Annotated in this window: 22 protein-coding genes, 1 tRNA gene and 2 pseudogenes; 15 read left to right on the forward strand and 10 right to left on the reverse strand. The window is 63.0% G+C overall.

Annotated elements, in window-relative coordinates:
* Positions 1 to 88 precede the first annotated feature (88 nt).
* From dnaK to G7067_RS01600, 5 genes are all read right to left on the reverse strand, one after another.
* Positions 89 to 1,942 carry a molecular chaperone DnaK gene (gene dnaK, locus G7067_RS01585; RefSeq protein ID WP_166321456.1) on the reverse strand — a complete coding sequence of 618 codons (1,854 nt, stop codon included), beginning with the start codon at positions 1,940 to 1,942 and terminating at the stop codon, positions 89 to 91.
* Between the two features lie 260 nt (positions 1,943 to 2,202).
* Positions 2,203 to 2,445: a hypothetical protein gene (locus tag G7067_RS14785; RefSeq protein WP_341872852.1), complete on the reverse strand. Its 243-nt coding sequence runs from the start codon at positions 2,443 to 2,445 to the stop codon at positions 2,203 to 2,205.
* A complete protein-coding gene (locus G7067_RS01590) occupies positions 2,442 to 3,608 on the reverse strand; it encodes an NAD(P)/FAD-dependent oxidoreductase (RefSeq protein ID WP_341872853.1) in 1,167 nt (388 codons plus the stop codon). Before G7067_RS01590 ends, G7067_RS14785 begins: the two co-directional genes overlap by 4 nt.
* A gap of 183 nt (positions 3,609 to 3,791) precedes the next feature.
* Entirely contained in the window at positions 3,792 to 5,204 is a 1,413-nt protein-coding gene (locus G7067_RS01595) for a PucR family transcriptional regulator (RefSeq protein WP_166321458.1), read from the reverse strand.
* 20 nt (positions 5,205 to 5,224) lie between these two features.
* Entirely contained in the window at positions 5,225 to 5,845 is a 621-nt protein-coding gene (locus G7067_RS01600) for a TetR/AcrR family transcriptional regulator (protein WP_166321460.1), read from the reverse strand.
* Between the two features lie 120 nt (positions 5,846 to 5,965).
* On the opposite strand from G7067_RS01600, the gene G7067_RS01605 reads away from it, so the two are divergent.
* Both G7067_RS01605 and G7067_RS01610 read left to right on the forward strand, forming a co-directional pair.
* Positions 5,966 to 6,691 carry a DUF981 domain-containing protein gene (locus tag G7067_RS01605; protein WP_244301186.1) on the forward strand — a complete coding sequence of 242 codons (726 nt, stop codon included), beginning with the start codon at positions 5,966 to 5,968 and terminating at the stop codon, positions 6,689 to 6,691.
* A gap of 246 nt (positions 6,692 to 6,937) precedes the next feature.
* Positions 6,938 to 8,208: pseudogene (locus G7067_RS01610) on the forward strand (ATP-dependent DNA helicase).
* A 112-nt stretch (positions 8,209 to 8,320) separates the two neighbouring features.
* Here the strand turns inward: G7067_RS01610 and G7067_RS13965 are convergent.
* The gene (locus G7067_RS13965; protein WP_341872854.1) at positions 8,321 to 9,337 is read right to left on the reverse strand and encodes a biliverdin-producing heme oxygenase; all 1,017 of its coding nucleotides are present in this window, start codon (positions 9,335 to 9,337) and stop codon (positions 8,321 to 8,323) included.
* 117 nt (positions 9,338 to 9,454) lie between these two features.
* On the opposite strand from G7067_RS13965, the gene G7067_RS01620 reads away from it, so the two are divergent.
* On the forward strand, positions 9,455 to 10,714 hold the full coding sequence (locus G7067_RS01620) for a serine hydrolase domain-containing protein (RefSeq protein ID WP_166321462.1): 1,260 nt from the start codon (positions 9,455 to 9,457) through the stop codon (positions 10,712 to 10,714).
* Positions 10,715 to 10,769: 55 nt separating this feature from the next.
* A tRNA-Gly gene (locus tag G7067_RS01625) sits at positions 10,770 to 10,843 on the forward strand.
* Positions 10,844 to 11,008: 165 nt separating this feature from the next.
* Here the strand turns inward: G7067_RS01625 and G7067_RS01630 are convergent.
* Together G7067_RS01630 and G7067_RS01635 are read right to left on the reverse strand one after the other, a co-directional pair.
* Positions 11,009 to 11,542: a methylated-DNA--[protein]-cysteine S-methyltransferase gene (locus G7067_RS01630; protein WP_166321464.1), complete on the reverse strand. Its 534-nt coding sequence runs from the start codon at positions 11,540 to 11,542 to the stop codon at positions 11,009 to 11,011.
* The gene (locus G7067_RS01635) at positions 11,433 to 13,190 is read right to left on the reverse strand and encodes a DNA-3-methyladenine glycosylase 2 family protein (RefSeq protein WP_244301187.1); all 1,758 of its coding nucleotides are present in this window, start codon (positions 13,188 to 13,190) and stop codon (positions 11,433 to 11,435) included. Before G7067_RS01635 ends, G7067_RS01630 begins: the two co-directional genes overlap by 110 nt.
* 103 nt (positions 13,191 to 13,293) lie before the next feature.
* Between G7067_RS01635 and G7067_RS01640 the strand changes: the two genes are divergently transcribed.
* The 6 genes from G7067_RS01640 to G7067_RS01665 all read left to right on the forward strand — a co-directional run bounded on the left by G7067_RS01640 (position 13,294) and on the right by G7067_RS01665 (position 18,272).
* Positions 13,294 to 13,833 (forward strand): TetR/AcrR family transcriptional regulator, encoded by a 540-nt coding sequence (locus G7067_RS01640; RefSeq protein ID WP_166321465.1) that lies wholly within the window; start codon positions 13,294 to 13,296, stop codon positions 13,831 to 13,833.
* Between the two features lie 236 nt (positions 13,834 to 14,069).
* Positions 14,070 to 15,200, forward strand: a complete 1,131-nt coding sequence (locus G7067_RS01645; RefSeq protein ID WP_341872855.1) for an ornithine cyclodeaminase family protein — start codon at positions 14,070 to 14,072, stop codon at positions 15,198 to 15,200.
* Positions 15,201 to 15,296: 96 nt separating this feature from the next.
* Complete coding sequence (gene solA, locus G7067_RS01650; RefSeq protein ID WP_166321467.1) at positions 15,297 to 16,469, forward strand: N-methyl-L-tryptophan oxidase; 1,173 nt, start codon at positions 15,297 to 15,299, stop codon at positions 16,467 to 16,469.
* Positions 16,470 to 16,830: 361 nt separating this feature from the next.
* Positions 16,831 to 17,478: a hypothetical protein gene (locus G7067_RS01655; RefSeq protein WP_166321469.1), complete on the forward strand. Its 648-nt coding sequence runs from the start codon at positions 16,831 to 16,833 to the stop codon at positions 17,476 to 17,478.
* On the forward strand, positions 17,475 to 17,762 hold the full coding sequence (locus tag G7067_RS01660) for a hypothetical protein (protein WP_166321471.1): 288 nt from the start codon (positions 17,475 to 17,477) through the stop codon (positions 17,760 to 17,762). The genes G7067_RS01655 and G7067_RS01660 overlap by 4 nt, the downstream gene beginning before the upstream one ends.
* A 141-nt stretch (positions 17,763 to 17,903) precedes the next feature.
* Positions 17,904 to 18,272 carry a hypothetical protein gene (locus G7067_RS01665; protein WP_166321473.1) on the forward strand — a complete coding sequence of 123 codons (369 nt, stop codon included), beginning with the start codon at positions 17,904 to 17,906 and terminating at the stop codon, positions 18,270 to 18,272.
* A 155-nt stretch (positions 18,273 to 18,427) separates the two neighbouring features.
* Here the strand turns inward: G7067_RS01665 and G7067_RS01670 are convergent, their stop codons facing one another.
* Entirely contained in the window at positions 18,428 to 18,889 is a 462-nt protein-coding gene (locus G7067_RS01670) for an Lrp/AsnC family transcriptional regulator (RefSeq protein WP_166321475.1), read from the reverse strand.
* Between the two features lie 151 nt (positions 18,890 to 19,040).
* Between G7067_RS01670 and G7067_RS01675 the strand changes: the two genes are divergently transcribed.
* The 3 genes and pseudogenes from G7067_RS01675 to G7067_RS01685 all read left to right on the forward strand — a co-directional run bounded on the left by G7067_RS01675 (position 19,041) and on the right by G7067_RS01685 (position 22,485).
* A complete protein-coding gene (locus G7067_RS01675) occupies positions 19,041 to 19,730 on the forward strand; it encodes a cyclase family protein (protein ID WP_166321478.1) in 690 nt (229 codons plus the stop codon).
* A complete protein-coding gene (gene kynU / locus G7067_RS01680) occupies positions 19,727 to 21,001 on the forward strand; it encodes a kynureninase (RefSeq protein ID WP_166321480.1) in 1,275 nt (424 codons plus the stop codon). Before G7067_RS01675 ends, kynU begins: the two co-directional genes overlap by 4 nt.
* 126 nt (positions 21,002 to 21,127) lie before the next feature.
* Positions 21,128 to 22,485 (forward strand): annotated as a pseudogene (locus tag G7067_RS01685) (amino acid permease).
* 39 nt (positions 22,486 to 22,524) lie between these two features.
* On the opposite strand, the gene G7067_RS01690 reads toward G7067_RS01685, so the two are convergent.
* Entirely contained in the window at positions 22,525 to 23,772 is a 1,248-nt protein-coding gene (locus G7067_RS01690; RefSeq protein WP_166321482.1) for an ATP-binding protein, read from the reverse strand.
* Positions 23,773 to 23,986: 214 nt separating this feature from the next.
* On the opposite strand from G7067_RS01690, the gene G7067_RS01695 reads away from it, so the two are divergent.
* Both G7067_RS01695 and G7067_RS01700 read left to right on the forward strand, forming a co-directional pair.
* Positions 23,987 to 24,961, forward strand: a complete 975-nt coding sequence (locus tag G7067_RS01695) for an ATP-binding cassette domain-containing protein (protein WP_166321484.1) — start codon at positions 23,987 to 23,989, stop codon at positions 24,959 to 24,961.
* Positions 24,958 to 25,791 carry an ABC transporter permease gene (locus G7067_RS01700; RefSeq protein ID WP_166321486.1) on the forward strand — a complete coding sequence of 278 codons (834 nt, stop codon included), beginning with the start codon at positions 24,958 to 24,960 and terminating at the stop codon, positions 25,789 to 25,791. The genes G7067_RS01695 and G7067_RS01700 overlap by 4 nt, the downstream gene beginning before the upstream one ends.
* Positions 25,792 to 25,837 lie beyond the last annotated feature (46 nt).

The following is a 25,837-nucleotide window of genomic DNA, read 5'->3' on the forward strand; positions in this document are numbered from 1 at the left end:
GCCGAGAGCTTCCGCCCCCGGCTCCGCAGCAGGAACCTCGTCACCGTTCGGGTTCTCCCCGGTGTGCGCTGTTCCTCGTTCGACACGTCTACTTCCGATCCTCGTCGTCTTCTACAACCTCTGCGTCCACGACATCGTCGTCTTCACTCGGGTTCTCGCCCTCCGCACCCTCGGCTGGTGCCTCGGCCTGCGCGGCAGCGTAGATGGCTTCGCCGAGCTTGCCCTGGCTCTCGCCCAGCTTGTCGGCGGCGGTCTTCACCGCGTCGTCATCATCGCCCGCAAGCGCCTGCTTCAGTGCGTCGAGGTCACCCTGTACCTCAGTCTTGACGTCCTCGGGCAGCTTGTCTTCATTCTCGCTGATGAGCTTCTCGATGGAGTAGGCAAGCTGCTCCGCGTTGTTGCGAGTCTCGGCGGCCTCGCGACGCTTCTTGTCTTCAGCAGCGTGCTCTTCGGCCTCGCGCACCATGCGCTCGATGTCGTCCTTCGAGAGCGTCGAACCACCGGAGATGGTAATGGTCTGCTCTTTGCCGGTGCCCTTGTCCTTCGCGGAGACCTGAACGATGCCGTTCGCGTCGATATCGAAGGTAACCTCAACCTGCGGGATCCCGCGCGGCGCCGGCGCAATACCGGTCAGCTCGAAGGTACCGAGGTTCTTGTTGTCACGCGTGAATTCGCGCTCACCCTGGAACACCTGGATCGCCACCGAGGGCTGGTTGTCCTCGGCCGTGGTGAAGGTCTCGGAGCGCTTGGTCGGGATCGCGGTGTTGCGCTCGATCAGCTTCGTCATGATGCCACCCTTGGTTTCGATACCGAGCGACAGCGGAGTGACGTCGATGAGCAGCACGTCCTTGCGCTCGCCCTTCAGCACGCCGGCCTGCAGCGCGGCACCCACGGCGACAACCTCGTCAGGGTTGACGGACTTGTTGGGCTCCTTGCCGCCGGTGAGCTTCTTCACGAGTTCGGAGACGGCGGGCATACGCGTCGAGCCACCGACGAGCACCACGTGGGCGATATCGGAGACCTTCACACCGGCTTCCTTGATGACATCATCGAAGGGCTTGCGAGTGCGCTCGAGCAGATCCTTGGTGAGCTCCTCGAACTTGGCGCGGGAGAGCGTCTCGTCAAGGTTCGCCGGGCCGTTCTCGGTGAGCGACAGGTAGGGCAGCTGAATCTGGGTGCTCATCGAGTTCGAGAGCTCCTTCTTCGCCTGCTCCGCGGCTTCCTTGAGGCGCTGCAGGGCAATCTTGTCGTTGGCGACATCGACACCCGTCGAGTTCTTGAACTGGGTGATCAGCCAATCGACGATGCGCTGATCCCAGTCGTCTCCGCCGAGGCGGTTATCACCGGACGTGGCGCGCACCTGGATCGTCGAGAAGTCATCATCCTTGCCCACCTCAAGCAGGGACACGTCGAAGGTGCCACCACCCAGGTCGAAGACGAGGATGAGCTCGTCTTCTTTGCCCTTGTCGAGGCCGTAAGCAAGTGCCGCGGCAGTAGGCTCGTTGATGATGCGGAGCACGTTGAGGCCCGCGATCTCACCGGCCTCCTTAGTTGCCTGGCGCTCGGCGTCGTTGAAATACGCGGGCACGGTGATGACGGCGTCGGTGACCTTGTCACCGAGGAAGGTTTCGGCATCACGCTTCAGCTTCATGAGCGTGCGCGCGCTGATCTCCTGCGCGGTGTAGCGCTTGCCATCGATGTCGTCGGTCTTCCACTCGGTGCCGACATGGCGCTTGACGGAGGCGATGGTGCGGTCAACGTTAGTGACGGCCTGGCGCTTCGCGGTCTCGCCGACGAGCACCTCGCCGTCTTTGGTGAACGCGACGATCGACGGGGTGGTGCGGAACCCTTCTGCGTTTGCAATGACGGTGGGCTCGCCACCCTCAAGCACGGCGACCGCGGAGTTGGTGGTTCCGAGGTCAATTCCTACTGCACGGGACATGTGTTCTCCTTTAGTTTGCTGCGTAAGTGCTCCGCGTGCGCGGCGCACAATCCTGTCGGCTCGAGCCACACTTCGGACCCACGCGGGTATCCCAGGCAAAGCTTGAGCTTGATGGACTCAAGTTTACTCAGCCGCCGCCGCACGTCAAGTTTTCGGACACAAACTTGAGTCACTTCCACTCAACTCTCAGAAACCCGCTTCGCGCAGTGAGCGCCACTACCGGCTACACCGCAATGGATACATGTTTCTGGGACACACTGTTAGCGGCCGCTAATGAGGTTCGCGAGTTTCGCCGAGGCGTGGGTGGCCGCAGCGCCGGTGCGGTATTCTTCTCGATCGGCGAATCGATACACGGCATAGAGGGCCGTCGCGGCGGTCCAGCGCAGCGGTTCGAATTCCCAGTTGCGGGAGCGATGTCCCACCCACGGCAGACGAGTAATGTCCGTGCGCTCGCCCAGGATCAGATCCCGAATCGTACGTCCCGCGAGATTTGTGCCGGTCACCCCGTGCCCAACATACCCCCAGCGTCAGCAATACCTGTCGCCGCGTCATAGTTCACACCGGCGCACCAGTCGCGCGGCACCCCCAGCACCCCTGACCAACTGTGCTCAAGCCGCACCCCGGCGAGCGCAGGAAACAGCTCGACCAGACGGTTACCCAGCTGTTCGACCGCGGCGTCGGCGGTCCGCCCGCTGCGGTCAAAACTGGAGGCGTAGTTATACGGCACGCCCCGCCCTCCAAGCGCAATGCGATTGTCCGCGGTGCGCTGAAGGTAGGCGAAGTTGTGCGCAACGTCACCCATCAGCTCAGCACCGTGCCAGGAAATATCAGCCATCTGAGCATCACTCAGCTGCTCGGTCACCACCATGCTGCTGTTCATCGGGAGGAACCGGCGCGATTGCCCCTCAAGGGAGAGGGTGTACCCCTCGACCGCCTGGACCACGTACTTCGCACGCACCGTGCCACGGTTCGTCTCGACTCGATGCGGCAAGATCGCGGTGGCGGTGGTGCCCTCATATATCGTGACACCGCGGCGCTCGACCGCCGCAGCAAGCCCAAACGTAAACTGAGCCGGATTGATTCGGGCACAGTGGGGGCTCCAGTACGCGCCCCGCACATCCGCCACTCGCACGCGCGCATCAAGCGCCGCGGGCGAAAGAACCTCGTAATCTTCGGGTGCCCAGCCGTGGTCGGCGAGCGCCGCAATCGTAGCCTGCAGCCGGTGCCACTGCGCATTGTTCGTCGCAACGTGGATCAGGCCGTCCTGCACGACATGCTCACCGAATCCCTCTGCCTGCGCGACCGAGACGCCCTCCCGCACGGCGTCGATCATCTCACGCTCCATGGCGACCGCCGCGTCCCGCCCACCAGCCCGGGCGTAGCGGCGAAACTGTCCGGGCGACTTGGCGCTCATCCAGCCACCATTGCGCCCCGAGGCGCCGAACCCGGCGAATTCCCGCTCAATAATGACGATGTTGAGGTCGGGCCGAGCTTCCTGAAGGTAGTACGCGGTCCACAGGCCAGTCAGACCAGCACCAACAATCGCGACGTCGGCATCGAGGCTCCCGGGCAGCCCCGGACGCTGTGTCGGGCGCCCCTCCGCATGCACCCAAAACGACACCTCGCCGTTGAGGAAGTTGTCACTTGTCCGGGGTCCAGTAGCCACTGTTCGTCTCCTCAGCATTGAATTCCGCGCCGCCGCCTTCAGCCGCGCCATAGATCTGAGAGTACGCCCGTCGCCTGCGCACCGAGATGGTACTGGAGCACAAAAGTACGCCCATATTTAGCCTGACGTCGCAAACCGAACGAGCATGTGACCCTACAGCACCGCTTGGCTCCGCAAGCCGGCTCACTTGGCGGTATCAGGATCCTGACCAAGCCACTCCCAAGCCTGCAGCGCGATCCACAGGGCAGAAATATCTTCGCTCCGTGAGGCGCTTCGCCCCGTCATTGATTCGGCCTGCCGCAGGCGATAAGCCAACGTCTGCCGGTGCACCCCAAGCTCGGCCGCGCTCCGGGCCCAGCTTCTGTCGTTTCGGAGGTAACAGAACAGGGTCGTCCGCAGCGTCGCCGCTCGGAGAGTATGTTCGGCGAGGGATCCCAGCACCGCCTCGACGATTTCCCGCGCTTCGCGCGCAGACCGGGCCAGCAGCGATACCTGCGCCGCCGAGAATTCTGCCCAGTCCGCTCCCGCCTGCTGCGCATCAACCAGCGCGCTCACTGCCTCGGCCACCGCACCCCGTGCGTCGCCCCAGCCCTCGCTCGCTCGCGAAGCCCCCGCTCGGACCCGCATCTCGCGCAACAGATCCTGCACGTCTTCAAGCTCAGCCGCCGGCACCAGCATGACTCCGTGTTCGCTGCTGCGACCCAGCAGCACGTTATTGCCACGAACCGCTGTGAGCCTTGCGACCCCGACAACCGCAGCTTCCTGCAACGCGAGCACACGATAGCCCTGGCGAACAGCGTCGACGCCCAGAAGAGACTCGGCACCGCGCCCATCGCCCGAGCCAAGCAAGTGGTTCAGTGCCATCTCTCGCTCCATCGCCCGCGACTCGGCCTCAAGCAGCATGCGGTCGACTTCAACCTCGACGACACGCTTCAGGTGCACCAACACCATCGAGTTCAGACCGTCTCCAACGGCCTCGCCGATCTCGAGCTCAGCGGGGTGCCGCTCGGAAAATCGGTGGGCCCGGATCCTCAGTTCACCAACGCCCGCTTCCGCAGCAGACGCAAAGCCTCCCAACAGTGGCACCCCGGTCTCGCGGTCGATAATCGCGAGCTGCACTCCCAGCACTTTCGCCAACTCTGCGACCACCCCCCGCGGAGACCGTGCCGCAGCAGCGATTTCATACACTCGCGCGAGCGTCAGCACGTGGGAGGTCTGGCTGCTCATCGCCGCTGCGGCAACGTGCTGCGATATCGCGGACCACGGCACCGACGGATCGGTGCGTAAAATCGGGAATCCGAGCCGATCCGCTTCCGCACACATGTCGGGGCTGAGCACTAAAGCGTCATCTCGCCCACCGATCGTAGCGCCCGCGACCCCGGCAGCGTGAAGCTCTCGCACAAACTGGACCTGCGCGGCGGCGTCCTTCGGCACGCAAAATCCGACGGTCATCAGGAGCTCGTCACGGCCAACCCAGAGCCACGGCTCCACAAGCTCACAACTGTGCGCCCAGAGCACTCGACGATCTCTGCCCGCACCCCCCGCAAGGTAGTCCGTACGCAGCGTGTCAATGGCGACCAGATCGCCGATGGTCATGGATGAATTCTTCATCGGGCTCACTCTCTCGCTCGCGGCGGCTCCCCGGCAACAAGCCTGAGAAGTCTGCTGAGAGAGTCCTCGGCAGACTCGAGAACGGTGGTCTCGTCCAGATCGTGCTCGTACAGCAGCGAGCCGTCGAGCACGAGGGCGACAAGATCCACATCTGTGACTCCACCAAAACCGCTTTTCTCCAGGAGTTCTCGGAGCACTTGCAGCAGCTTCGGGCGCGATCTGCTCATGATGTCACGAAGTTCAGGCTCGTGCAGCGCATCGATCATCGGTTCGAGGCGCGCACGCACCACGTCGCGGCCGACATGTGGCGCGTACCAGGTCTGGATGAGGAGATGCGCCGTCTCTGCGGGCGTGCGGGTCGCAGGCGGGACCGCTGCCACGAGTCCCTGCGCCGCCTCGAGCCGCAGGGACTCCGCTGCCTCAACAGCGAAAGCGTACAAGCCCTTGCGCGTCGGGAAGAAATAGTTCGCTGATCCGACAGGCACTCCTGCGGCCTCTGCAACACGTCGATGGGTGATCGCTGACGGGCCGTTATCGATCAAGAGTCGCGCCGCAGCACGGACCATCCGGGATCGAGCAGATGATTCATCCCGGTGCTCAGACTTCTGCGGCGTGCTGTGTTCCATGCAACCACTCTATGCAACGCCGCCCCTACTATGCGTCCGTATAGTTTGGGGTACTATACGAGAGCATAGTCGCGATCTGGTGACGACATATACGGTGCACAACCGGAAAGGAACTGAATCATGCGCCCATTTGAAACCGGGGGTCTCGTGATCGACTGGACCCAAATGACGACCTATAACACCATCATGTCCCTCGCGGCGGGCGCGGGGCTCATCACGCTCGTCTACTTCGCGCGCGCGCTCATGACACAGAAAGACATCCACATTGAATCCTGGTCACTCGCCTTCGCGGCGCCCGGGATCATTCTGTTCACGACCGGCCTACACATGACCCTGACCTGGCCGTTCGCAAAGTACTTTCCCTTCGACAACATCATCTTTGGTGAGCCCAGTCTCGGGTTTGGTGTCCTCCTCCTGGTCGCTGCGTTTTACCTGTGGAAACGTGGCAACACCGTCACCGAGAGTGGCGATCCGGCCGCGTATCTTGCCCGCGTGAGTCGTCCCACATCGCTGCTCGTCTTCGGCCTCGGCCTGTGCCTGGTGGCTATTGCCTGTGCGGGCATCATTTTCCAGCTCTTTGCGGCACCGCCGGAGGAACCCATCTCTGGTGCCTTTGCTGAGTACCCGATGGTCGAAGCCGTTTTCATGTCGGGGCTCTTCGCGCTGGTGGGGTTGGGTGCACTGCTGTTCCCGTTCGCGCTCCGCGATGTGACGCACGGCACCTCATTCACCGCAACGCAGTGGGTCACGGGCGTCGCCTGGGGGCTCTCCGGTCTCGGATTCTTCCTCTTCGGAGCCCTCAACTTCTTCACCCACATCGGCCTCATCGTCAACACGATGGGGTAGCGCCCCTGCCACTTTCCGAGGATGGCCCCTTCCGATTGAAACAGCTCTGCGCCGTCGACGACGTTGCCGTTATTTCTCTCGGACGGGGACACCCTGATGGGCCTGGGCACAGCGGGAACCATCTGGACGAGAGTCTTGAAACGAGGCGCCGAGGACTGGTCCCCCCGTGGGCACCCGCGTGCTAGAAACGCAGGCTCGTGACCGGGCGAGACCGCGGCCTGAGCCACGGCAGAGTAGCCTAGTCAGGTGGCCCGTCCAGAACTTTCCGCCGAGCAGCTCGCAGTCTACGAGCGCATCGAACACACCCGCGAACACATTTTCGTTACCGGCCGCGCGGGCACCGGCAAATCGACGATCCTGAACCACCTCGCCTGGAACACGAGCAAGATCATCGCCGTGTGTGCACCCACGGGCGTAGCGGCCTTGAACGTGGGCGGGCAGACGATCCACTCGCTGCTGCGGCTACCCACCGGGGTGATCGCGGATCAGGATCTGGACCAGCCCGCGGAGCTGAAAAAGATGCTCGCCTCGATCGACACGCTCGTGATCGACGAGATCTCAATGGTTTCTGCGGATCTCATGGACGCCATCGACCGCTCACTCAGGCTGGCCCGAGGCAAGAAACACGACCCCTTCGGCGGTGCCCAAATCATCATGTTTGGCGACCCGTTTCAGCTTCCCCCGGTGCCGCCGCGCGACCCACACGAACGCGCCTACTTCGACGACACCTACCGCTCACTGTGGTTCTTCGACGCAAACGTCTGGAAGAGCGCCCCGCTCGCAGCGATCGAACTCACCGAGGTGCATCGCCAAAGTGACGACCGTTTCAAGCAGATCCTCGGTGCCGTGCGACACGGGGTCGTCGCTGAGGATCAGGCGAACGAACTCAATGCGGCGGGATCGAGGCCCGCGCCCCGCGATGTCATCACACTCGCGACCACCAACGCGACCGTCAACCGTCTCAACGCCGAACGCCTCGCCGAGATCCGCGGATCGTCGCTGCGCGCGGTCGCCGAAATCAACGGGGAGTTTCGTGAAAACACCTACCCGCGGACGAAGTCCTGGAGCTCAAGCCCGGCGCGCAGGTGATGTTCCTGCGCAACGACCCCGACGGGCGCTGGGTGAACGGGACCATCGGAATCGTCTCCCGCGTCGACGGCACGGTGTGGGTTGAAGTTGACCAGGAGGAGTTCGAGGTTGAACCGACAACCTGGGAACGCTTCCGCTACCGCTACGACGCGGAGACCAAGAAGCTCGAAAAGGAGGTCGTGGCGGAGTTTGAACAGTTCCCACTGCGCCTCGCCTGGGCCGTGACGATTCATAAATCACAGGGCCACACCTACGATTCCGCGGTCATCGACCTCGGCCCACGGGCCTTCAGCGCCGGCCAAACATATGTTGCGCTCAGCCGGGTGCGCTCACTTGACGGGCTGTTCCTCAAGCGTCCCTTGCAGCCGCGCGACGTGATCGTGGATCCAAATGTCGTGCGCTTTATGAACGAAAACGGGGTCGGGTAGCTGGGAGATCCCGGCAGCTCAGCCGGTACTCACACGTCAGCCGGTAGAACAGGGCCGATTCTTACCGGCTGAGCTGTGAGTACCGGCTGAGCGGCGGACCCAACGGGGCAAACTAGACCGCAGCGGCTTTCCGCTTGCCGAGATCCACAAACACAGCGGTATTGAAACCGTAGGCGGTGCGAACTTCCTCGAGCATGTCCGCGCGTTCGGCCGTGCTCAGACTTGCTCCGAGACGATCAAGCGCCGCCCGGTAATCATCCTTAAACGCAGGGATCGATCCGAGTTCCGCGAAGTCATAGAACGCGACGCCCTCGCCTGAAAGCTCGTGCTGTTTGGCCACGCGCTTCGCGATCATCTGGCCACCCGACAGGTCACCGAGGTAGCGGGTGTAGTGGTGGGCTACGATCCCGGCCACCCAGCGCGCTTCGCTCACTTCGCGAATACGAGCAACGTAGGCCGCAGTCGCGGGGGTTGGCGTGATCCGATCGCGCCAGTCGTCACCCATCAGGTAACGCAGATCTGCCTCCAAAGAGGGCAAGCGCACCAGGGCGGGCACGTGGAATCCTTCGAAGGCGGGATCACCGAGGACACTGTCGGCCGCGGCCTCAAGCGCCTCATACATGAAGAAGTGCTGCGCCACGAGATCCGTGTAGTCCTGTTTCGTGCCACGGCCCTTCATGATGTCTTCCATGAAGGTGGCGCGCTCGCTGTCGGAGTGATCCGACCAGGAACTCTCGCGGATTACCGTGGAGAAAGGCTTGCCACCCTTATCCTCGTCCTCCGGCTCCACTGCGCCATGTTTACCGCGCGGGTGGTCTGAAGCGGGCTCGTGCTCTTCGCGGGGAGAAACCCCGAGGGCTTCACAAGCTGCTTTGTACAGCAGCACCACCTCTCGGCGGATCTCGGGGCGCTCAGAGATCTGTCCGCTCGGCCAAGCTACAACGTGCTCGTGTTCTCCGGAAGGGTCGGTGACCTTCCAGACTCCACCATTTTCGTTCACACCCGTCATCGTGCTGGCGGTCGCGTCGGGCCGTCCGAAAGCGCGCACAATCAGCAGATTGTCTTCTGGGTGGTCAACGTTCATATGCCCAATGACAGCGGCAACTATAGATTCCGTAAAAATCGTCACCAATACAGTGTAGGGCTCGCTTCGCTTCAGACATAGCAGGTCCATATGCGCCTTTTCTCCCAGTCTGTCGCAGTAGACTTCCGCTTGGTCTGTGTCTCCACAGAGATTGGCGGTTTAGTGTTCCCACAGCTCGCACGTCGCACACGCGTCGTCACCATCAGTGTTCTCGCGGTTGCTGCGCTCGGCCTGACGGCCTGCTCAGGCCCCGGAGGTTTCACCTCCGTCGGTGACTCAAACACCATCGACGCTTCACTTGCCACAAGCCTCGACGAGGCGATCAGTTCTGCGATGGCGCAGAGCAAGTCGACCGAAGCGATCGTGGGAGTGTGGGGCAGTGACGGCAGCGAGTATGTGCGCGCCTACGGCGACAACGAAGAATTGAACGGCGGAAGCCGCTTCCGTGGAGCACAAGCAACCCAGCCGGTGATGTGCGCCCTACTGCTCGATTTGGTAGATGCCGGCACAGTGGATCTCGACCGGAAGATTTCGGAGGACCTGACTCGCCAGGTTGGGATCGATGACATTACCTACCGGCAGCTCTGCGATATGCGATCAGGGCTTGCCGATTTCAAGGGTGAGCTCAACGATATCTTCGTGAACAACCCGACGCGCATCTGGCCTGAACAAGAACTCATCGCTCAGGGGCTCGTACACTCTCCGCTCTCATGGCCGGGCAAAGATGTACACCTTGCTGACACAAACGCGTCGATGCTCTCACGTGTTCTTCGCGTGAAGACAAAGAGCGAAGCCGCAGAACTGCTCGATGAGCACGTCTTCAGCAAGGCGGGCATGACATCAAGCGAGTACCCGGATCCCGCGACACTCACCATTTCAGGATCAGCGCTGAACGGAAGAACTTATCCCTCCAGCGGCGGCGCCCCCGTGTGCGAGGCAGAGGTTGTTGAGGTGCCTGAGGTTTCTTCGTCGATGCTGGCCGGGGCTGGCGCCACCGTGACCACCGTAACCGACCTCAAGAATTTCTACACCCACTACTTTGATGGCACCTTTGGTGGCGAAGTCGCAAACGTGGTAACGGATGCAAACCCGATCCAGAATCCAGAGCGCGACGCAGACGGCAACCCGACCACCGAGCCCGATCCCGCCGGTCCACAGTGGGCCTTTGGCGCGGAGAAGCAAGGCCCGCTCTACGGCAATGCGGGCGCTATCACTGGCACCTTGACGGCGAGCTACCACGATCCGGAGTCGGGCTACACGGTAGTGATCGCACTCAACAACTCGTCTGCCGGCGCGGGATTTGTGAAAGCTCTCGCGTTTGAGCTCGCGGCGATTTCCGCGGGAGCAGGCATTGCGCCCGAGCTGCCCTGGACCGCGGAAGATCAGGCTGCCGCTCTCGCTGCAGGGGCGATCTGCCAGTAGCACACTCGGCCAATCTGCTAGGGTTGGAAGGTCGGAATCTCACTGATTCCGAAGTGGGGATGTAGTTCAATGGTAGAACATCAGCTTCCCAAGCTGATAGCGCGGGTTCGATTCCCGTCATCCCCTCCACTACGTTCCGGGTCTGAGACCGGGAATCGCGCGGAATTTGATGGACACGATGCGTCCATCCCCAAAAATTGCCGCGCCCGTCATCCCCTCTGAAATGCGTGAGGCCCCTGCGAAAGCGGGGGCCGCTCACCCTAGATGAGGGGCTACGAGCTGGGATCCACCGCCCTACTTCGCCTCGAGCGCGAGCAGGGCGCGCTTAATGTCGGTGCCGAAGAGGTAGCCGCCAAGGCCGCCGTCGCTACGCACAATGCGGTGGCAAGGCACGACCAGGGCGATGAGGTTGTTCGCGCAGCCCGAGGCCGCAGCACGCACCGCCGACGGGCGGCCAGCAAGGGCCGCAAGCTCCGTGTAAGTCACCGGCGCACCCGCGGGAACGCGGCGCAGCGCCCGCCACACCTCACCGCGGAACGGGGTCTCGGGTTGTTCCACCAGAAGCGCATCAATCGCGTCCGTCTGCCCGGCCGCGTAGGCTCGCAGGGCATCTGGGATCGGGCCCGTCTTCGTCGCCGAAGCAGCAAGTCCCCGCGAAGCGAGATCCGGATTGAGTGCGGCCAAGCGGCTCATCAGACTCGCGGCTTCGGGATCCGCGTCAGTCGCGAAGCCTCCGGCGCGGATCACACCGTCTTCCGGTGTCCAGATCGCGTGGAAGGGGTGCCCGACAACGTCGATCACGGTAAAGCTGAGTGGTTCGCGGTTCATGGTGTTTCCTTTCCTGCGGCCGCCCGAGTCCACCAAGGGATTCAAGGAAGTCAGACCAAAGATACTGTGTGGCGTAGCCGCGGTAGGGTCGCCATGATTGTGCAAGTGTGTGAGCCTGGCGGTCGTTCTCCACGCCGAGCGCACGCCGCAGAATCAGGTCCCCCGCGGGGAAGGCGTCGGGATCACCGAGCGCCCGCATCGCGATGAGTTCAACCGTCCACGGCCCAATACCGCGGATCGCGAGCAGTTCGGCGCGGGCGCGATCCCGATCCGCTCCCGGCCCGAGATCGAGCGGCGGCTTGGCTACGGCCTCGGATCCAGCAAGCGCCGCGGCGAGCGCCTGCAAGGTCGCGGCGCGTGCTCGCGTAAGCCCTAGACGCTCCCGCAGCTCCTCGGCGGGGGTCGCGGCCACCAGCACCGCATCCGGAGCACCCCGAAACCCTGGAGCGATCCCAGCTGGTGAGGGCGGCGGGGTCTCAAAATGAGCGGCGAGACGCCCCTGTATGGTCCGCGCCGCAGCTAGAGAAACTTGCTGGCCGAGCACTGTGCCGAGCGCAAACTCCACCGAGTTGCGGGCCCCCGGAAGCCTGAGCCCCGGCTTGCGGAGCATGATCGGCTGAAGCCGCGGGTCATCACCCAGAGCGTCAGAAACCTGGGCCGGATCCGCGTCGAGATCGAGCAGGCGGCGAATGCGTTGGATTGCTGGCATCGTGTCGGCAAGACTCGGCAGGGTGAGGGTGATGGGGATCCCGACCACGCTTGCACCGCTCGCGAGTTGCTCAGTCGGAGGCGGCACTTCGTTCCAGTCGATGCGCACGACGGCCGTTCCACCCGGCACATCCAGGGCGTGAGAAGAGGCGCCATCTGCCTCAATGAGATCTCGACCAGGGATCGCGTGTGCCGCAAGAAAGGCGCGGACGCCCGCTCCCGAAAATGGTGCCCGGGTGCGTAGGCGTAGCGCGAGCCTCGGCCGTTCATCGGAAGCCGGGGCGTAAGGGCTCGAAGTGTCTGTGGCAGGATCAAGCTCAGCGGATCCTGAGCCCTGCGATCCTGAACCCGCGGCCCCATCCGGTCGCCGCTGCAGCGCAGACGGCGCGACCCCAAATTCCTCGCGCATGGTGTCACCGAACTGCCTGATACTCCCGAAGCCCGCGGCAAACGCGATGTCGGCGAGCGGCAACTCGGTCTCCTCGATCAGCGCACGGGCGGCGTGGGCTCGCCTCGTTCTCGCGAGCTGCAGGGGGCTCGCGCCGACCTCCTCGATGAGGGTGCGTCTGAGGTGGCGTTCACTCACCGCGAGTTCGCGAGCGAGGCCCGCGACACCGCCGAGATCGATCGCACCATCGCGGATGCGACGCACGGCCCTCGCGGCGAGATCGTTGCGAATGTCCCAATCCCGCGTACCAGGGACTGCCTCCGGACGGCAGCGTTTGCAGGCGCGAAACCCGGCAGCGACGCAAGCGGCGGCGCTCGGAAAGAAGCGACAGTTCTCTCTGCGCGGTTTGCGGGCCGGACAGGACGGCCTGCAGTAGATCCCGGTGCTCGTCACCGCAAGGTACACGCGGCCGTCCCACCGTGCATCGCGGCCGGACGCCGCGCGATAGCATGCCTCGAAGTCGAGCGTCGAGGGATGGAGGCTTGGGATCACAGCACCTATTCTTCACTGCTTTGCTCCACGAATGCGCGCGGAAATCGGACATTGCAGTGGGTTCGAGGCCGCCGCGTGCTCACGGGTCACTACGCTCGGAGGTATGAAGGATGTCTCAGGCCGCACCGCCCTGCTTCGCGCCACCGTTGTTGTTGTCGCAAATGGCGGGCTACGCGCACTCACCTATCGAGCGGTTGCGGCCGAAGCCGGGGTCTCTCACGGGCTGGTCCGGCACCACTTCGGCACCCGCGATCAGCTCATTGCTGAGGCGATGGATCTTGCGATCGATGAGAGCCTCAGGGAGTCAAACATGCTCGAGAGCGGCGTCACAGCCGCCGATTTTGCCGCCGGGATCGAGACGCTCGCCGAGCGCGAGAGCAGCATTCAGTCATTCCAGTATGAGTTGCTGCTTGAGGCGCGGAGGCGGCCCGAACTACAACCGTTCGCGGAACGCCACTATCAGGCCTACCTCAGCGCGATCTCGCGTCAATTGTCCCGTCTCGGAGTCGAGGATCCGGGCCTCGCCGAGCTGATCTGGTTCGCGCTCGACGCGATCGTGTTCAAGCAGTTGGTGTTTCCGGGCGACGTCACCCGCGTGTTGCAGCGCCTTCGCGCGCTCATTGAGGATGCGGCTGATCGGTAGTTGCCGGGCAGGTGTGTGCGCAGATGGTTCTTATGGGTCGGGATAAGAACGCATTGCGCACACAACGCACTGGCGGCGTGGGGATCCTGCGACTCTGGCCCTGAAGGGTCAGCGCGAAGTATGGAAAAGTGACGCTCTTCTCCCCTGAATATTTCGCGCAGGCTGAAGGATATGACTTGACTGTCCAAATGGATAGCCTTAGGCTGTGTCCCACACCAACGAAGGGACACACAGCCGTGTCAGACACCAAGATCGACTTTCTCTACCTCAGCGAGCCCGACATGATTCGCGCAGGCGTGACCAATATGGCCGAGTGCGTTGACACGATGAGCGACATGCTCGGCCTCTTCGCCGAGGGCGACTACCGGATGGCCGGCACCGAGAACAACTCACACGGTGCGCAAATCTTCTTCCCGGACGAAGAGATCTTCCCGGGCATGCCCGTCGACGGCCCCGATCGCCGGTTTATGGCTATGCCCGCCTACCTCGGCGGCGACTACCAGATGGCCGGCTGCAAATGGTACGGCTCAAACGTCGAGAACAAGAAGCAGGGCCTGCCCCGCTCGATACTGATGTTCACCCTCAACGACAAAGACACCGGCGCGCCCCTCGCGATCATGTCGGCAAACCTGCTCAGCGCGTACCGCACTGGCGCGATCCCCGGCGTCGGCGCACGCTACCTCGCCCGCGAAGATGCAAAGGTCGTCGGCATTGTGGGCCCCGGCCCCATGAACCGGACCTCGCTCGAATCCTTCATGGCGGTGCGGCCCGGGATCACCACCGTCAAGGTTTCCGGCCGCGGGCAGGGCGGGATCGACACCTTCATCTCCTGGGCGAAGAAGAAGTTCCCGCAGATCGAGACGATCGAGCAGGTCACCGATATGGAGGCCGCGGTGCGCGGATCCGACATCGTCAGCATCGCCGTGCCGAGCCCGATGGGCTCCGAGAACTACCCGCATGTCAGGGACGAATGGGTGAAGCCCGGCGCGTTCATCTGCTGCTCCGCACACTTGAAGCTCGACGAGAGCCTGACGCTGCGCTCACGCCACGTCGCGGACGCCCGCAAGATCTACCAGGCCTGGGCTGAAGAACTCCCCGAGCCCGCGCACGAGACCGTCGGCATCTGGGGAATCCACCTCGTCGACCGGGTCCGCGAAGGGCGCATGGCTCCCGAGCAGTTCGAGGACGTGGGCGAGATCATCCGCGGCATCACCCCGGGCCGCACAAACGACGACGAGATCTTCATCTACTCGGTCGGCGGCATGCCGGTCGAAGACATCGCCTGGGCAACCAAGGTCTACCGCAACGCGCTGCGCGACGGGATCGGCACCAAGCTGAATCTGTGGGACGCCCCGGCGCTCGCCTGAGGCTGCGCCGCCTGTCGGTCCCTTGATTTCGACTCGCAGGCTCGCTCAATCGGCGGAGTTTCGGAAGCCGAAAACCAACTGAGAAGAGAGACACACATGGATCTGCAGAAGACAGACGTGCTGGTGATCGGCGCCGGAGCAGTCGGCGCGATGGCACTGTGGCAGCTGAGCAAGCGCGAAGGCGTCAGCGTCGTCGGTATCGAGCAGTACGGGCGCGTGCACTCGCACGGCTCGTACGCCGGCGAGTCGCGCGTGTTCCGCACCGCGGTGCACGAGGGCGGCACCTACGTCCGCATGATCCAGCGCTCACGCGATCTGTGGCGCGAGCTCGAGCGCGAATCAGGCCGCGACATTTACTACGAGGTGGGCGCACTCAGCATTGCCCCGGAGGGCTTCCCGGATCTTGTCACCGCCCTCGGTACGGTCCGCGAGTTCGATCTGCCACACCGCGTACTCAGCGACAGCGAGCTGCGCAAGGAATACCCGCAGCACCTGATCCAGGACGGCGACATCGGCCTGTTTGACGAGCACGGCGGCGGGCTGCGCCCCGAGGTCGCGATCATGAGCGCACTCGACATTGCCGAGAAGAACGGCGCAAAGCTGTTCTTCAACACCCCCGTGATCGGCGTCGAGGAGCACCCGGGCGGCGTCGTGGTGCGCACAACGCAGGGATCCTGGCTCGCCGGCAAGGTGGTTGTGGCGTCAGGATCCTGGTCCACCCGTCTCTCCCCCGAACTCAACGAGCTGCTGCGGTTGCAGGTGCTGGGGCTGACCTGGTTCATGCCGCGGGATCCTGCCGCGTTTGCCCCCGACCGCTTTCCGGCCTTCTTGCGGGATCAGGGACCCGTCCACTTCTTTGGTGCACCAAGCTTCGACGGCTACGCGTTTAAGGCGTGCACGAACCCGGAATGGCCGGTGTTCCGCGACGTTGCAGAGGTGCCAACCTCCCACACCCGCGAGGAGCTCATCAAGATCGGGCAGCGCGCGGCCGAACTCTTTGACGGCATCAACCCCGAGCCCGTGCGGCAAAGTGTGCACCACTGTGCGTACACTCCGGACCGTCTGCCGGTGGTTGACCAGAGTACCAGCGGCCGCATCGTGACCGTGACGGGGCTTTCGGGTCACGGCTTCAAGTTCATTCCGCAGCTGGGCGAGTGGGCCGCGCAGTTGGTCGCGGGCGATGACACGACGGTGGATCCGCGCTTCGCGCTCCCCGCACACATGCAGCGGCTCGCGCAGCTCGGTGCATACACGGGCGGCGGGCACTAGATACGGGAGAGCCCGCACAAATATGGGGTTCTCGGGTATTCAAATGCTCCGTAGCGAAGCACTCAAACGCCAAATGGGGAGCCGTTCCCATGTTGGATTGGCAGCATAGAGTGCCGCAAACGCATTATCAATGACGAGTTCGACGAACTTTTCCCAACATCAGCGCGCACGATTCAACAGCCATATCTTCCGAGTCGTCGAAAGAGAACTCCCTGAGGCAGCCTGCAGGTTCGTCGCCCCGGTGTGAATCGGGCGTGGATAACCGCGCATGCTGCGGCGACCGCTCCCGATGATCTCGTGAGTGTCTGATCCGAGGCCGTGATTACCAACACTTCTATTAACGGATGTGTACCATAGTGTTATGAAGCGCGTGAGTGAATTCGCGAAAGCGAAAGGAATTAGCCGGGGGCGAGCGTATCAGCTTGTGCGCTCCGGAGCGCTCCACGCGGAAGTGCTTGGGGATGGCAGCCTCATCCTCGACGACACTGCGATGGCGTGGCGTCCACGAAAAGGGCGGCCACTTTCTGAAGCTATGGCGTGGCATCTTCTGGCTGCGCTCGATAGTGCTGAGCAGGAGGGTCTCCGGGACGCGGAGCGCGCTCGCATCAGGCGTCACTTGTCAGAGATCAAGAAAGCGGAGCACCCGGCGCAAGAACTCGCCGAGAAGGTCTCCGCCCGGGCCGAGTTGAGAGAGTTCGCTGCACACCTAGATGATGTTGTTGATCTCCGTGCAGATCCACGGGTTCTGGTTTCTGGGGTTGGTGCTGCGGGATCCGGGATGGTCGCTGGCGACATTGTCGAAGGGTACGTCGCTCCGAATGTAGTCGACAGTGTGATCCGGGATTACATTTTGAAGGAGCGGCGCGGCGGGAATGTGCGTCTGCGCGTCGGAAGGGCTCCTCAGATGGGGCGCGCGGCTGTCGCAGCGGATCTTGCGGATTGGGGGCGTGTACGTGAGCTGCGTGAGGCTGACCGGATCGTCCGCGAACTGCTTCTGGAGATCGCATGAAGCTCCTTGACCTGACGGCCCTTGATCATGAAGCCGAAGCTGCATGGAACGGGGTGCTTGATCTAGCGATCGCTTATCCCGAGGGTTGGGCACTCGCGGGCGGGCAAGCAGTATTTGTGCAGACGATGCTGCGCGGCAAGGTCCCGTCACGTCCCAGTTCCGACGCGGATCTAGTGATCGACCTCCGTGCCGACTCCGGTGCCGCGCGCAACCTGGTCGAGGCACTTCGTAGTATCGGATTTGAAGCGACGCCCCCCGATGGCAACGGGCGTGTACACAGGTGACTACGTGGTGCAGCGCAAATCGATGTCTTACAGCCCAGATACCTCGGGGACCGCGCCGAGAAGCGCCTCAGTCGGGCCGGGCTCGAAACGATTGGCGCTCCTGGGTCTCAGCTTTTGCTCTCGCGCACCGAGCATGTCGAGGTGTCCCTGGGAGAGAAGTCGGCACCGGTGCGAATCCCCACTGGCCTCGGGATTGTCGTTGCGAAAGCGGCAGGTTTCCAGGAAATCGTTGAGGACCCCAACAGGGTTCGGCACCTCGCGGATATTCTCACTGTGGGATCGCTTCTGAGTCGTAGAGACTTGCTGATCGAGAAGCCGTATACGCGGCTTGAAAAGCAGCGAGTGGGCAATGCGATTGGTCATATGCAAAACGCGAAGTATGTGACTGACCTGCAGTCATGGTTTCCGACGGATCTGTCCGACCGATTGCAGGATCTCAAGGCGATGCACCTGACTCATTCGGAGCGAATACGTGAACCTCACAAATGGAGAACTCCCGCTGCCGAGTAGATCCTGCGGGTTCGGACTCAACTCGCGAATCCCTGGGAAGGGAACTGACCCCGCCCGCAACAAAGTCGGAACCATTTAGTTCCGGCTATGTATGCGCCGGTTCCGAGGTGAAATGATCCCAAGTTGTGGGAATGACAAGCGGAGTTGCGAGCCAATTACAGCGGCGACTGCCCGCCCCGGGCCTCAAACACGAGCTGCGTTTGGGTGTGGGCATAAATCGGATCCGAGCCGAAATGCTCGGACACAAAACTCCGCAGCGCAGCAACGCTCGCGGTCGCCACGTGCACAACAAGATCAATGTCGCCGCCGATCAGAAACACTCGCTGCACGCCCGGCAATCGCACCAGCTCATCACTCACGACCGACACACGATTACGGTGATGGGAGTGGATCCGGATCAGGATCAGGGCTTGCACCTCGCTGCCCGCCGCCACCGGATCGACCTCAGCGTGATACCCGGTGATGATCCCGCGCGATTCGAGCGCACGCACCCGGCCGTGGCAGGTCGACACCGGCAGGCCCACAAGCTCGGCAAGCTCTTTGTAGGGCATTCGGCCATCGCAGGCCAGAGCGGAAACGATGCGGCGATCGACGTCGCTCAGCTGAATATCTTTCATCGCGACACACACTCCAGCACTCAATTCGAAACCTGTCCATACAGACTAGCTGATTTCGAGTTTCATTCAGATTCACCCCATCAGTCCGATTCTCTTGCCAAAATGGGCGCAGGATCCGTAGCACCGTCGCTTGAGGAAGGAACAGAGCAGGATGATCATCGATATCAGCCCCGCGATCGATCCGGCAACGCCAGTGTGGCCGGGCGACACTCCCTTCGGGCGCACTCTGCGTTGGGATCAAACTCGGGGCGACTCTGTCACGGTGAGCACGATCACCACCACCACCCACCTCGGCGCGCACATCGACGCCCCGCTACACGTGCGCGAGGGCACAGCAGACACTAGCAAGATCGACCTCAACGCCTGCGTCGGATCCTGCGTTGTCATCGACATTAGCGACCTCGTCGGGCGGGATCACCGCCCGCACCTGGCCCCGCAGTGCGCTGAGATCGTCGCGCGGCTGCAACACACCAGCCCCGAAACGACCCGCTTCGAACGCGTACTCCTGCGCCACAGCACCGCCGCGGCCGACGGCTGGGACGACAACATGCCCGGCATCGATCCCGAGTTCGTCACCTGGTTTGGCGCGCAGGGCGGCAAGCTTCTCGGCATCGACCTCGCCTCCTTCGACCCTGCTGAAGACGCCGTACTGCGCGCCCACAACGCGGCCGTCGACGCGGGAGTCATCATGCTCGAAGGCCTCGAACTGCAGCACGCCCCGCAGGGCATCGCCGAACTCATCGCGCTGCCCCTCCCGCTCCTCGGTGCCGACGCGGCCCCGGTACGCGCGATCCTCCGCACCACCTCCACCCACCCCATCGACGAAAGTACACAGCCATGACCGCAGCACACTCAGCAACGCTCACCACCCGCGAAGAGTGCGTCGCCGCAGACGCCAGCGATCCACTCGCTCACTACCGTGACAAGTTCTTCATTCCGGCAGACACGATCTACCTCGATGGCAACTCGCTCGGCCTGATGCCAAAGTCGGCACCGGAGCGCGCCCGCCTGGTCATCGAACAGGAGTGGGCACAGGATCACATCGGGAGCTGGAACAAACACGGCTGGTTCGACCGCCCCGTCGCCATCGGCGCAAAGATCGCGCAGCTTCTCGGCGGAGAGCGCGGCGAGTGTGTCGCCACCGACACCACCTCAATCAACGTCTTCAAGGCGCTCAGCTCGGCGATCGAACTGCAGCGCGCCACAGATCCCGCGCGCAAGGTCATTATTTCTGAGCGCGAAAACTTCCCCACCGATCTGTACATCACCGAGGGGCTCATCTCGCTGCTGGATCGCGGCTACGAGCTGCGACTGATCGACTCCACGGCGGAGCTTGAGACGGCGCTCGGCGACGACGTCGCGGTGGCGCTCCTCACGCACGTCAACTACCGCACCGGCGAAATGTGGGACGTGACCGCGGCGACGGCCCAGGTGCACACTGCCGGCGCACTCGTGATCTGGGATCTGTGCCACTCCGCCGGGGCCGTGCCGATCACGCTCGACGCGAGCGGGGCAGACTTCGCGGTCGGCTGCACCTACAAGTACCTCAATGGTGGCCCCGGATCCCCCGCCTTCATCTGGGTCGCCGAGCAGCACCTGCGCACCGCGACGCAACCACTCTCCGGCTGGTGGGGGCACGCGAAGCCCTTCGACATGGCCCTCAACTACGCGGCCGGTGACGGGGCACGCCGGTTCCTTGTCGGCACCCAACCCATCATCTCGCTCAGCACCATGGAGGAAGGCCTCGACATCGCCCTCAGCGTGGATCCGGCCGAGCTGCGCGCAAAGTCGCTCGCGCTGACCTCGCTGTTCATCCGGCTCGTCGAGTCACGCCTCTCCCACCATCCCCTCACGCTGATCACGCCGCGCGACGACGCCGCGCGAGGAAGCCACGTCAGCTTCCGCCACCCCGAGGGCTACGCGGTGATGCAGGCGCTGATCGCACACGGTGTGGTCGGCGACTACCGCGAGCCCGAGGTGCTCCGGTTCGGGATCACCCCCCTCTACGTTGGCTTCGCCGATGTCTGGGATACGGTGGAAACGCTGCGGTGTGTGCTTGACGAAGAGCTCTGGCGCACCCCCGAGTTTCAGCAGCGCGGCGCGGTCACATAGGAACACCGAAACGATCCCACACCCGAACTGCAACGACGCACGTAAGGAACCGCCATGAGTGATTTCACCGACATACAAACCCGCGAGATTGGGCTCAAGCGCAGTCTCACCTCCGGTCAGCTCGGCATGATCGCGCTCGGCGGCGCGATCGGGACGGGCCTGTTTCTCGGCAGCAAGTTCGCGATCGGGTTCGCCGGCCCCGCCGTGATCCTGAGCTACATCATCGGTGGTCTGATCGCGTTGATGCTGATGGCCGGTCTCGCCGAGATGACCGTGAAACACCCCACCTCTGGGTCGTTCGGGGCGTACGCGGAGCACTACCTCGGACCGATCTACGGCTTCCTGACGCGCTACATGTACTGGCTGTGCATTGTGCTCGCGGTAGGCACAGAGGTTACCGCTGTTGGCGAGTACATGCAGTTGTGGTTCCCGGGGGTGCCGCCGTGGATTTGGGTGGTGCTGTTTTCGGCGGCCCTGATCGGTGTCAACGCACTCAATGTCAAGAGTTTTGGCACGCTCGAATACTGGTTCTCCTCAATCAAGGTGTTCGCAATCCTTGCGTTTATCATCGTCGCGGCCTGGCTGGTGTTCTTCTCCGGGGAGCCAAAGTACGGCTTCCACAACTGGACAGCAGAGGGCGGCTTCATGCCCAACGGCCTCTCGGGCGTGTGGTTTGCGGTCATCGTGTCGATCTTCAGCTATCTCAGCATCGAAATGATCGCGGTGGCCGCGGGCGAGGCGAAAGAACCCGAGAAGGCCGTGAAGCGCGCGTTCCGAGTGACGATGCTGCGGCTCGCCGTGTTCTACTTCTTGACGCTCGCGCTTATCGTCTCCATCGCTCCCGTCTCCGAGATCCTCGCCGGCGGCAGCCCCTTCGTGACGATGATGCAGGTGGTCGGGATCCCCTTCGCCGACTCGATCCTCAACTTCGTGGTCATCATCGCGGCGCTCTCCGCAATGAACAGCCAGCTCTACATCTCGACCCGGATGATGTTCTCGCTGTCCCGCGCAGGAGAGGCCCCCGCATGTTCGGCAAGGTGCGGCGGAACGGTGCGCCGCTCAACGCGCTGCTGCTGTCAACCGGCGGGATCGCGGTCGCGACCATCATCTACGTCATGTTCCCGGACGAGGCGTTCACCATGATGTTTGCCGTCTCGATGTTCGGGGCGATGTTCACCTGGTTCATGATTTTCGTGACGCACATTGGGTTCCGGCGCACCCTTGCCAAGCGCGGGGAAACGCTCGGTTACAAGATCCTCGGGTCGCGCATCGGATCCGTGCTCGGCGCGATCCTGATGCTCGCTCTAATGGTGAGCACGGCGATGACGGAGGCGTTCCGTGCGACACTGCCGAGCGGGATCCCGTGCCTCGTGATCGCCGTCATCGCCTACGTGTTCGTGCGCAGAAACAAGGCGCGGAACGCTGAGGCTGGCGTTGAAGCGGGCGCCGAGGCAGACGCAGCTTCCGTTGAGGGCCCCCTGTAGCGATGCTCGCTCGGACAGGTTTCGGGGCCACGGCGCGTTTCAGGGCCCCAACGCGGTAATGGGGACAACATGAACACCGTCGGCGCGAAGCCCCGCGTGCCCTGAAGATGTGATGACGCACAGTGCAGCGGGGTCCCCGTGCCGCGAGGTGTCAATCTTCTCGGCGAACCTGAGCAAAGATGCCGCGGCGGCGTCTGCGTCTCTCGGGTTGAGCTTCACCTCGCATGCCGCCCAGGATCCATCGGGCAATGTCACAACGGCATCAATCTCATGTCCGTTTGAATCTCGCCATGATTCGACGACTCCACGCAGTGGCTCCGAATACACCCGGAGATCCCGAATCACCAATGACTCGAAATAGAACCCTGCGGCACGGGGATCCTTTCTGAGCGCTTCAGTTCCCAACCCAAGCGCGGCCATGCCGACTGACGGATCCACGAAGTACCGCACCGGAGCTTTCCGTAGACGCACGCCGGAACGCATATGCGGTCGCCATGCTTCTGAATCATCGGTCAGCCCCAATCTTGCGAGCGTGTCGAGATAGCCAGCAATGGTCGAAACCGCCGCAGCCTCACCACCACCAACGTCCTTCGCAAGTTCGGAGAGCTTGATCGGTTGCCCAGTGCCCCGTGCCAGAGAAGCCAGCAGCCGCTGAAGCCGCCTGGGCTGTCTGCGATGCCCCAGAGAGGGAACATCAACCTCAACCATTTGCTTCAAATAGTCACTGACCCACTCTCGCGCGTCACTTTCATTTGCATCGATGAGTTCAGGCCAGCCGCCAATGACGATGCGCTCTAGTAACCCTTGATAGGCGATCTCCGCGGAGACTCCGCGCTGCGCTTCTCCGCTCAGCAGCGCCTGCAGAGAGACACTGCCCGTCGAGTGCCCCGATTCGAAAAGACTCATAGGTCGCATTCGGATGGTGCCAATACGCCCCGATCCAGAATGACGAGCCACGTCGTCGCGAGGGGTGGCGGATCCGGTCAGGATGAACTGCCCACGCTCGCTCCGATCATCAACCTCCCGGCGTACCGCATTCCAGATGGCCGGCGCGATTTGCCATTCATCAAACAGAATTGGCGGCTCACCTGCGAAGAGCGCTCCCTGGTCAAGCTCGAGCATCGCCCTGGCTGTGTGATCTTGGTCCAACCGCACCACCGTTCGCGCCAGCTGCGATGCGGTTGCAGTTTTCCCGCACGCCTTTGGTCCCTCGATCACGACCGCTCCCATGCGCCCGAGACGAGCGGTCAACTGACGATCTGCTACCCGTGGGAGATAAGCCTTCATCCCCGAATTGTAGCCCACGGGCGAACTAATCTACGATTTTGCATGCACGTAAACTAGCTTTTTTCATACTCACAAACTAGTATTTTGCATAACTTCAATCTTGTCTTTTGCATACGCGCTTCGCTTGGTCGCATGGATCTTCGAAGCTGACGGGCATGCGAACCCCCGGCGCCTCTGGCACACTGGAAGAGCATGGGGGAGGAGGAAGCAAGCAATGGATAACGCACACGCAGGCAGAATCGAAGTCACTGAACTTTCAAAACGCTTCGGCGGGTTGCAGGCGGTCAATGGTCTCAGCTTTGTTGCAGAGCCCGGCCGCGTAACCGGCTTTCTCGGCCCCAACGGCTCCGGCAAGACCACCACTCTCTCAGTGCTGCTCGGGCTCGTGCGCCCCGACAGCGGCAGCGCCACCATCGGCGGAGTCCCTTACACGTCACTCGAACGGCCCGCGCTGACGGTCGGGGCCTCACTCTCCGCAGATTTCCATGCTGCCCACACCGGCCGGGCACACCTCGATATTGTGCGCAGGGCGATCGGTGTGCCCGCCACCGCGGTCTCGGAAAAACTCGACCTCGTGGGATTGAGCGCTGCAGCGGACCGGAAAACCGGCGGATATTCGCTCGGCATGCGGCAGCGTCTCGCACTGGCCGCAGCGCTTCTCGGCGACCCGCAGGTCCTAATACTCGACGAACCCATCAACGGCTTGGACCCTGAGGGGATCCACTGGATCAGATCTCTACTGAAGCATCTTGCAGCCGAGGGCAAAACCGTGCTGTTGTCGTCGCACCTGCTCAGTGAGGTACAGCAGACCGTGGATGACGTCGTGGTGATCCGCCGCGGAGAGCTCGCCTTCGCTGGCCCACTATCGGAGCTACAGCAGGGCAACAAGGAACGCACCGTCCTTGTTTCCGCCCTCGATCAGGCCGCCCTGGCGCGCGCCCTGGAACTCTCTGGCGGGCGAGTCCACGGGGTCCGTGGTGACCTCATGCGCGTGGTCGGCCTTGCGCCCGAGGCCATCGGCCAAATGTCGCTCGAGACCGCGATCCCGCTGTCCCATCTGAGCGTCGAAGAGAGCGAACTGGAGCAGAGCTTCCTCGAGCTCATCGAGGGGAGCGAACGACCGCACACCAGACGGGAAGGCGGCAGCGATCCCGACGCCCCGGCCGCGAACGAAGGGGGCGCAGCATGAGCCGGCTCACGCGCAGTATGTCCTCGGAACTACGCAAGGTACGCGCGACGAAGCTGTGGTGGATCCTCGCCCTGGTACTCGCCGGATACTCGGCGATGATGGCCGCGACCTTCGCCTTTATCTTCAGCTCGATGGGTGAGGCGCTCGGTAGCACCGGGATCGAACTGCCAGCCCAGCAGACGGCCGGACTCGTTTATTCGTCCGTGACCGCGTTCGGGTATGTGATCCCGCTGCTGCTTGGTGCCCTGATGGTAACCGGCGAACTGCGCCACCGCACACTTGGGCTGACCTTCACGCTTGAGCCGCGACGGGGCGTTGTCCTCGTGAGCAAGTCGCTGGTTCTGCTGGCCGTCGGTCTGCTGCTCGGAGTTTTGGGATTGATCGGTGCCGTGGCGGCCGGAGCGCCGGTACTCGTGGCAACCGAGGGCGATGCCCTACTCGACAGCTCCGAAACCTGGCTGCTCTTCGCTCGCATCGTCGCGGCCATGGCGATCTGGGCAATCATCGGTTTTGGCGTTGGGATCCTCGTTCGCAATCAAGCGTTCGCGATCGTGCTGGCGCTGGTGTTCACGCAGTTCCTGGAACCGGTACTGCGGGCCGCAGCACAGTTCTGGGAGTGGAGCGCCGAGGTCGCCAAGTATCTGCCCGGCGCCGCAAGCGACGCGTTTGTCGGTTCGAGCGCGATGAACGATCTCTCTTCCCTCGACCCCACCATGCCGACGGCATCTGGCGGGCTGGGAATGTGGGGTGGGCTCGCAATACTCCTCGCCTACGCCGTGGTCGCGGTCTGCGCGGGCTGGCTGGTGCGCTGGCGCCGCGACATCGGGTAGCTGCTGCTCCCACTCCTCGCTCCTCAACGAGAAACCACTATCTCGA

It is taken from the genome of Leucobacter insecticola (assembly GCF_011382965.1).
Taxonomy (GTDB): Bacteria; Actinomycetota; Actinomycetes; order Actinomycetales; family Microbacteriaceae; genus Leucobacter; species Leucobacter insecticola.

Excerpts from the sequence above, each read along its gene's own strand:
- dnaK (WP_166321456.1), bottom strand. The coding sequence starts at position 1,942 with ATGTCCCGTGCAGTAGGAATTGACCTCGGAACCACCAACTCCGCGGTC.
- G7067_RS01595 (WP_166321458.1), bottom strand. The coding sequence starts at position 5,204 with ATGACCATCGGCGATCTGGTCGCCATTGACACGCTGCGTACGGACTAC.
- G7067_RS01600 (WP_166321460.1), bottom strand. The coding sequence starts at position 5,845 with ATGGAACACAGCACGCCGCAGAAGTCTGAGCACCGGGATGAATCATCT.
- G7067_RS01605 (WP_244301186.1), top strand. The coding sequence starts at position 5,966 with ATGCGCCCATTTGAAACCGGGGGTCTCGTGATCGACTGGACCCAAATG.
- G7067_RS01630 (WP_166321464.1), bottom strand. The coding sequence starts at position 11,542 with ATGAACCGCGAACCACTCAGCTTTACCGTGATCGACGTTGTCGGGCAC.
- G7067_RS01640 (WP_166321465.1), top strand. The coding sequence starts at position 13,294 with ATGAAGGATGTCTCAGGCCGCACCGCCCTGCTTCGCGCCACCGTTGTT.
- solA (WP_166321467.1), top strand. The coding sequence starts at position 15,297 with ATGGATCTGCAGAAGACAGACGTGCTGGTGATCGGCGCCGGAGCAGTC.
- G7067_RS01655 (WP_166321469.1), top strand. The coding sequence starts at position 16,831 with ATGAAGCGCGTGAGTGAATTCGCGAAAGCGAAAGGAATTAGCCGGGGG.
- G7067_RS01660 (WP_166321471.1), top strand. The coding sequence starts at position 17,475 with ATGAAGCTCCTTGACCTGACGGCCCTTGATCATGAAGCCGAAGCTGCA.
- G7067_RS01670 (WP_166321475.1), bottom strand. The coding sequence starts at position 18,889 with ATGAAAGATATTCAGCTGAGCGACGTCGATCGCCGCATCGTTTCCGCT.
- G7067_RS01675 (WP_166321478.1), top strand. The coding sequence starts at position 19,041 with ATGATCATCGATATCAGCCCCGCGATCGATCCGGCAACGCCAGTGTGG.
- kynU (WP_166321480.1), top strand. The coding sequence starts at position 19,727 with ATGACCGCAGCACACTCAGCAACGCTCACCACCCGCGAAGAGTGCGTC.
- G7067_RS01690 (WP_166321482.1), bottom strand. The coding sequence starts at position 23,772 with ATGAAGGCTTATCTCCCACGGGTAGCAGATCGTCAGTTGACCGCTCGT.
- G7067_RS01695 (WP_166321484.1), top strand. The coding sequence starts at position 23,987 with ATGGATAACGCACACGCAGGCAGAATCGAAGTCACTGAACTTTCAAAA.
- G7067_RS01700 (WP_166321486.1), top strand. The coding sequence starts at position 24,958 with ATGAGCCGGCTCACGCGCAGTATGTCCTCGGAACTACGCAAGGTACGC.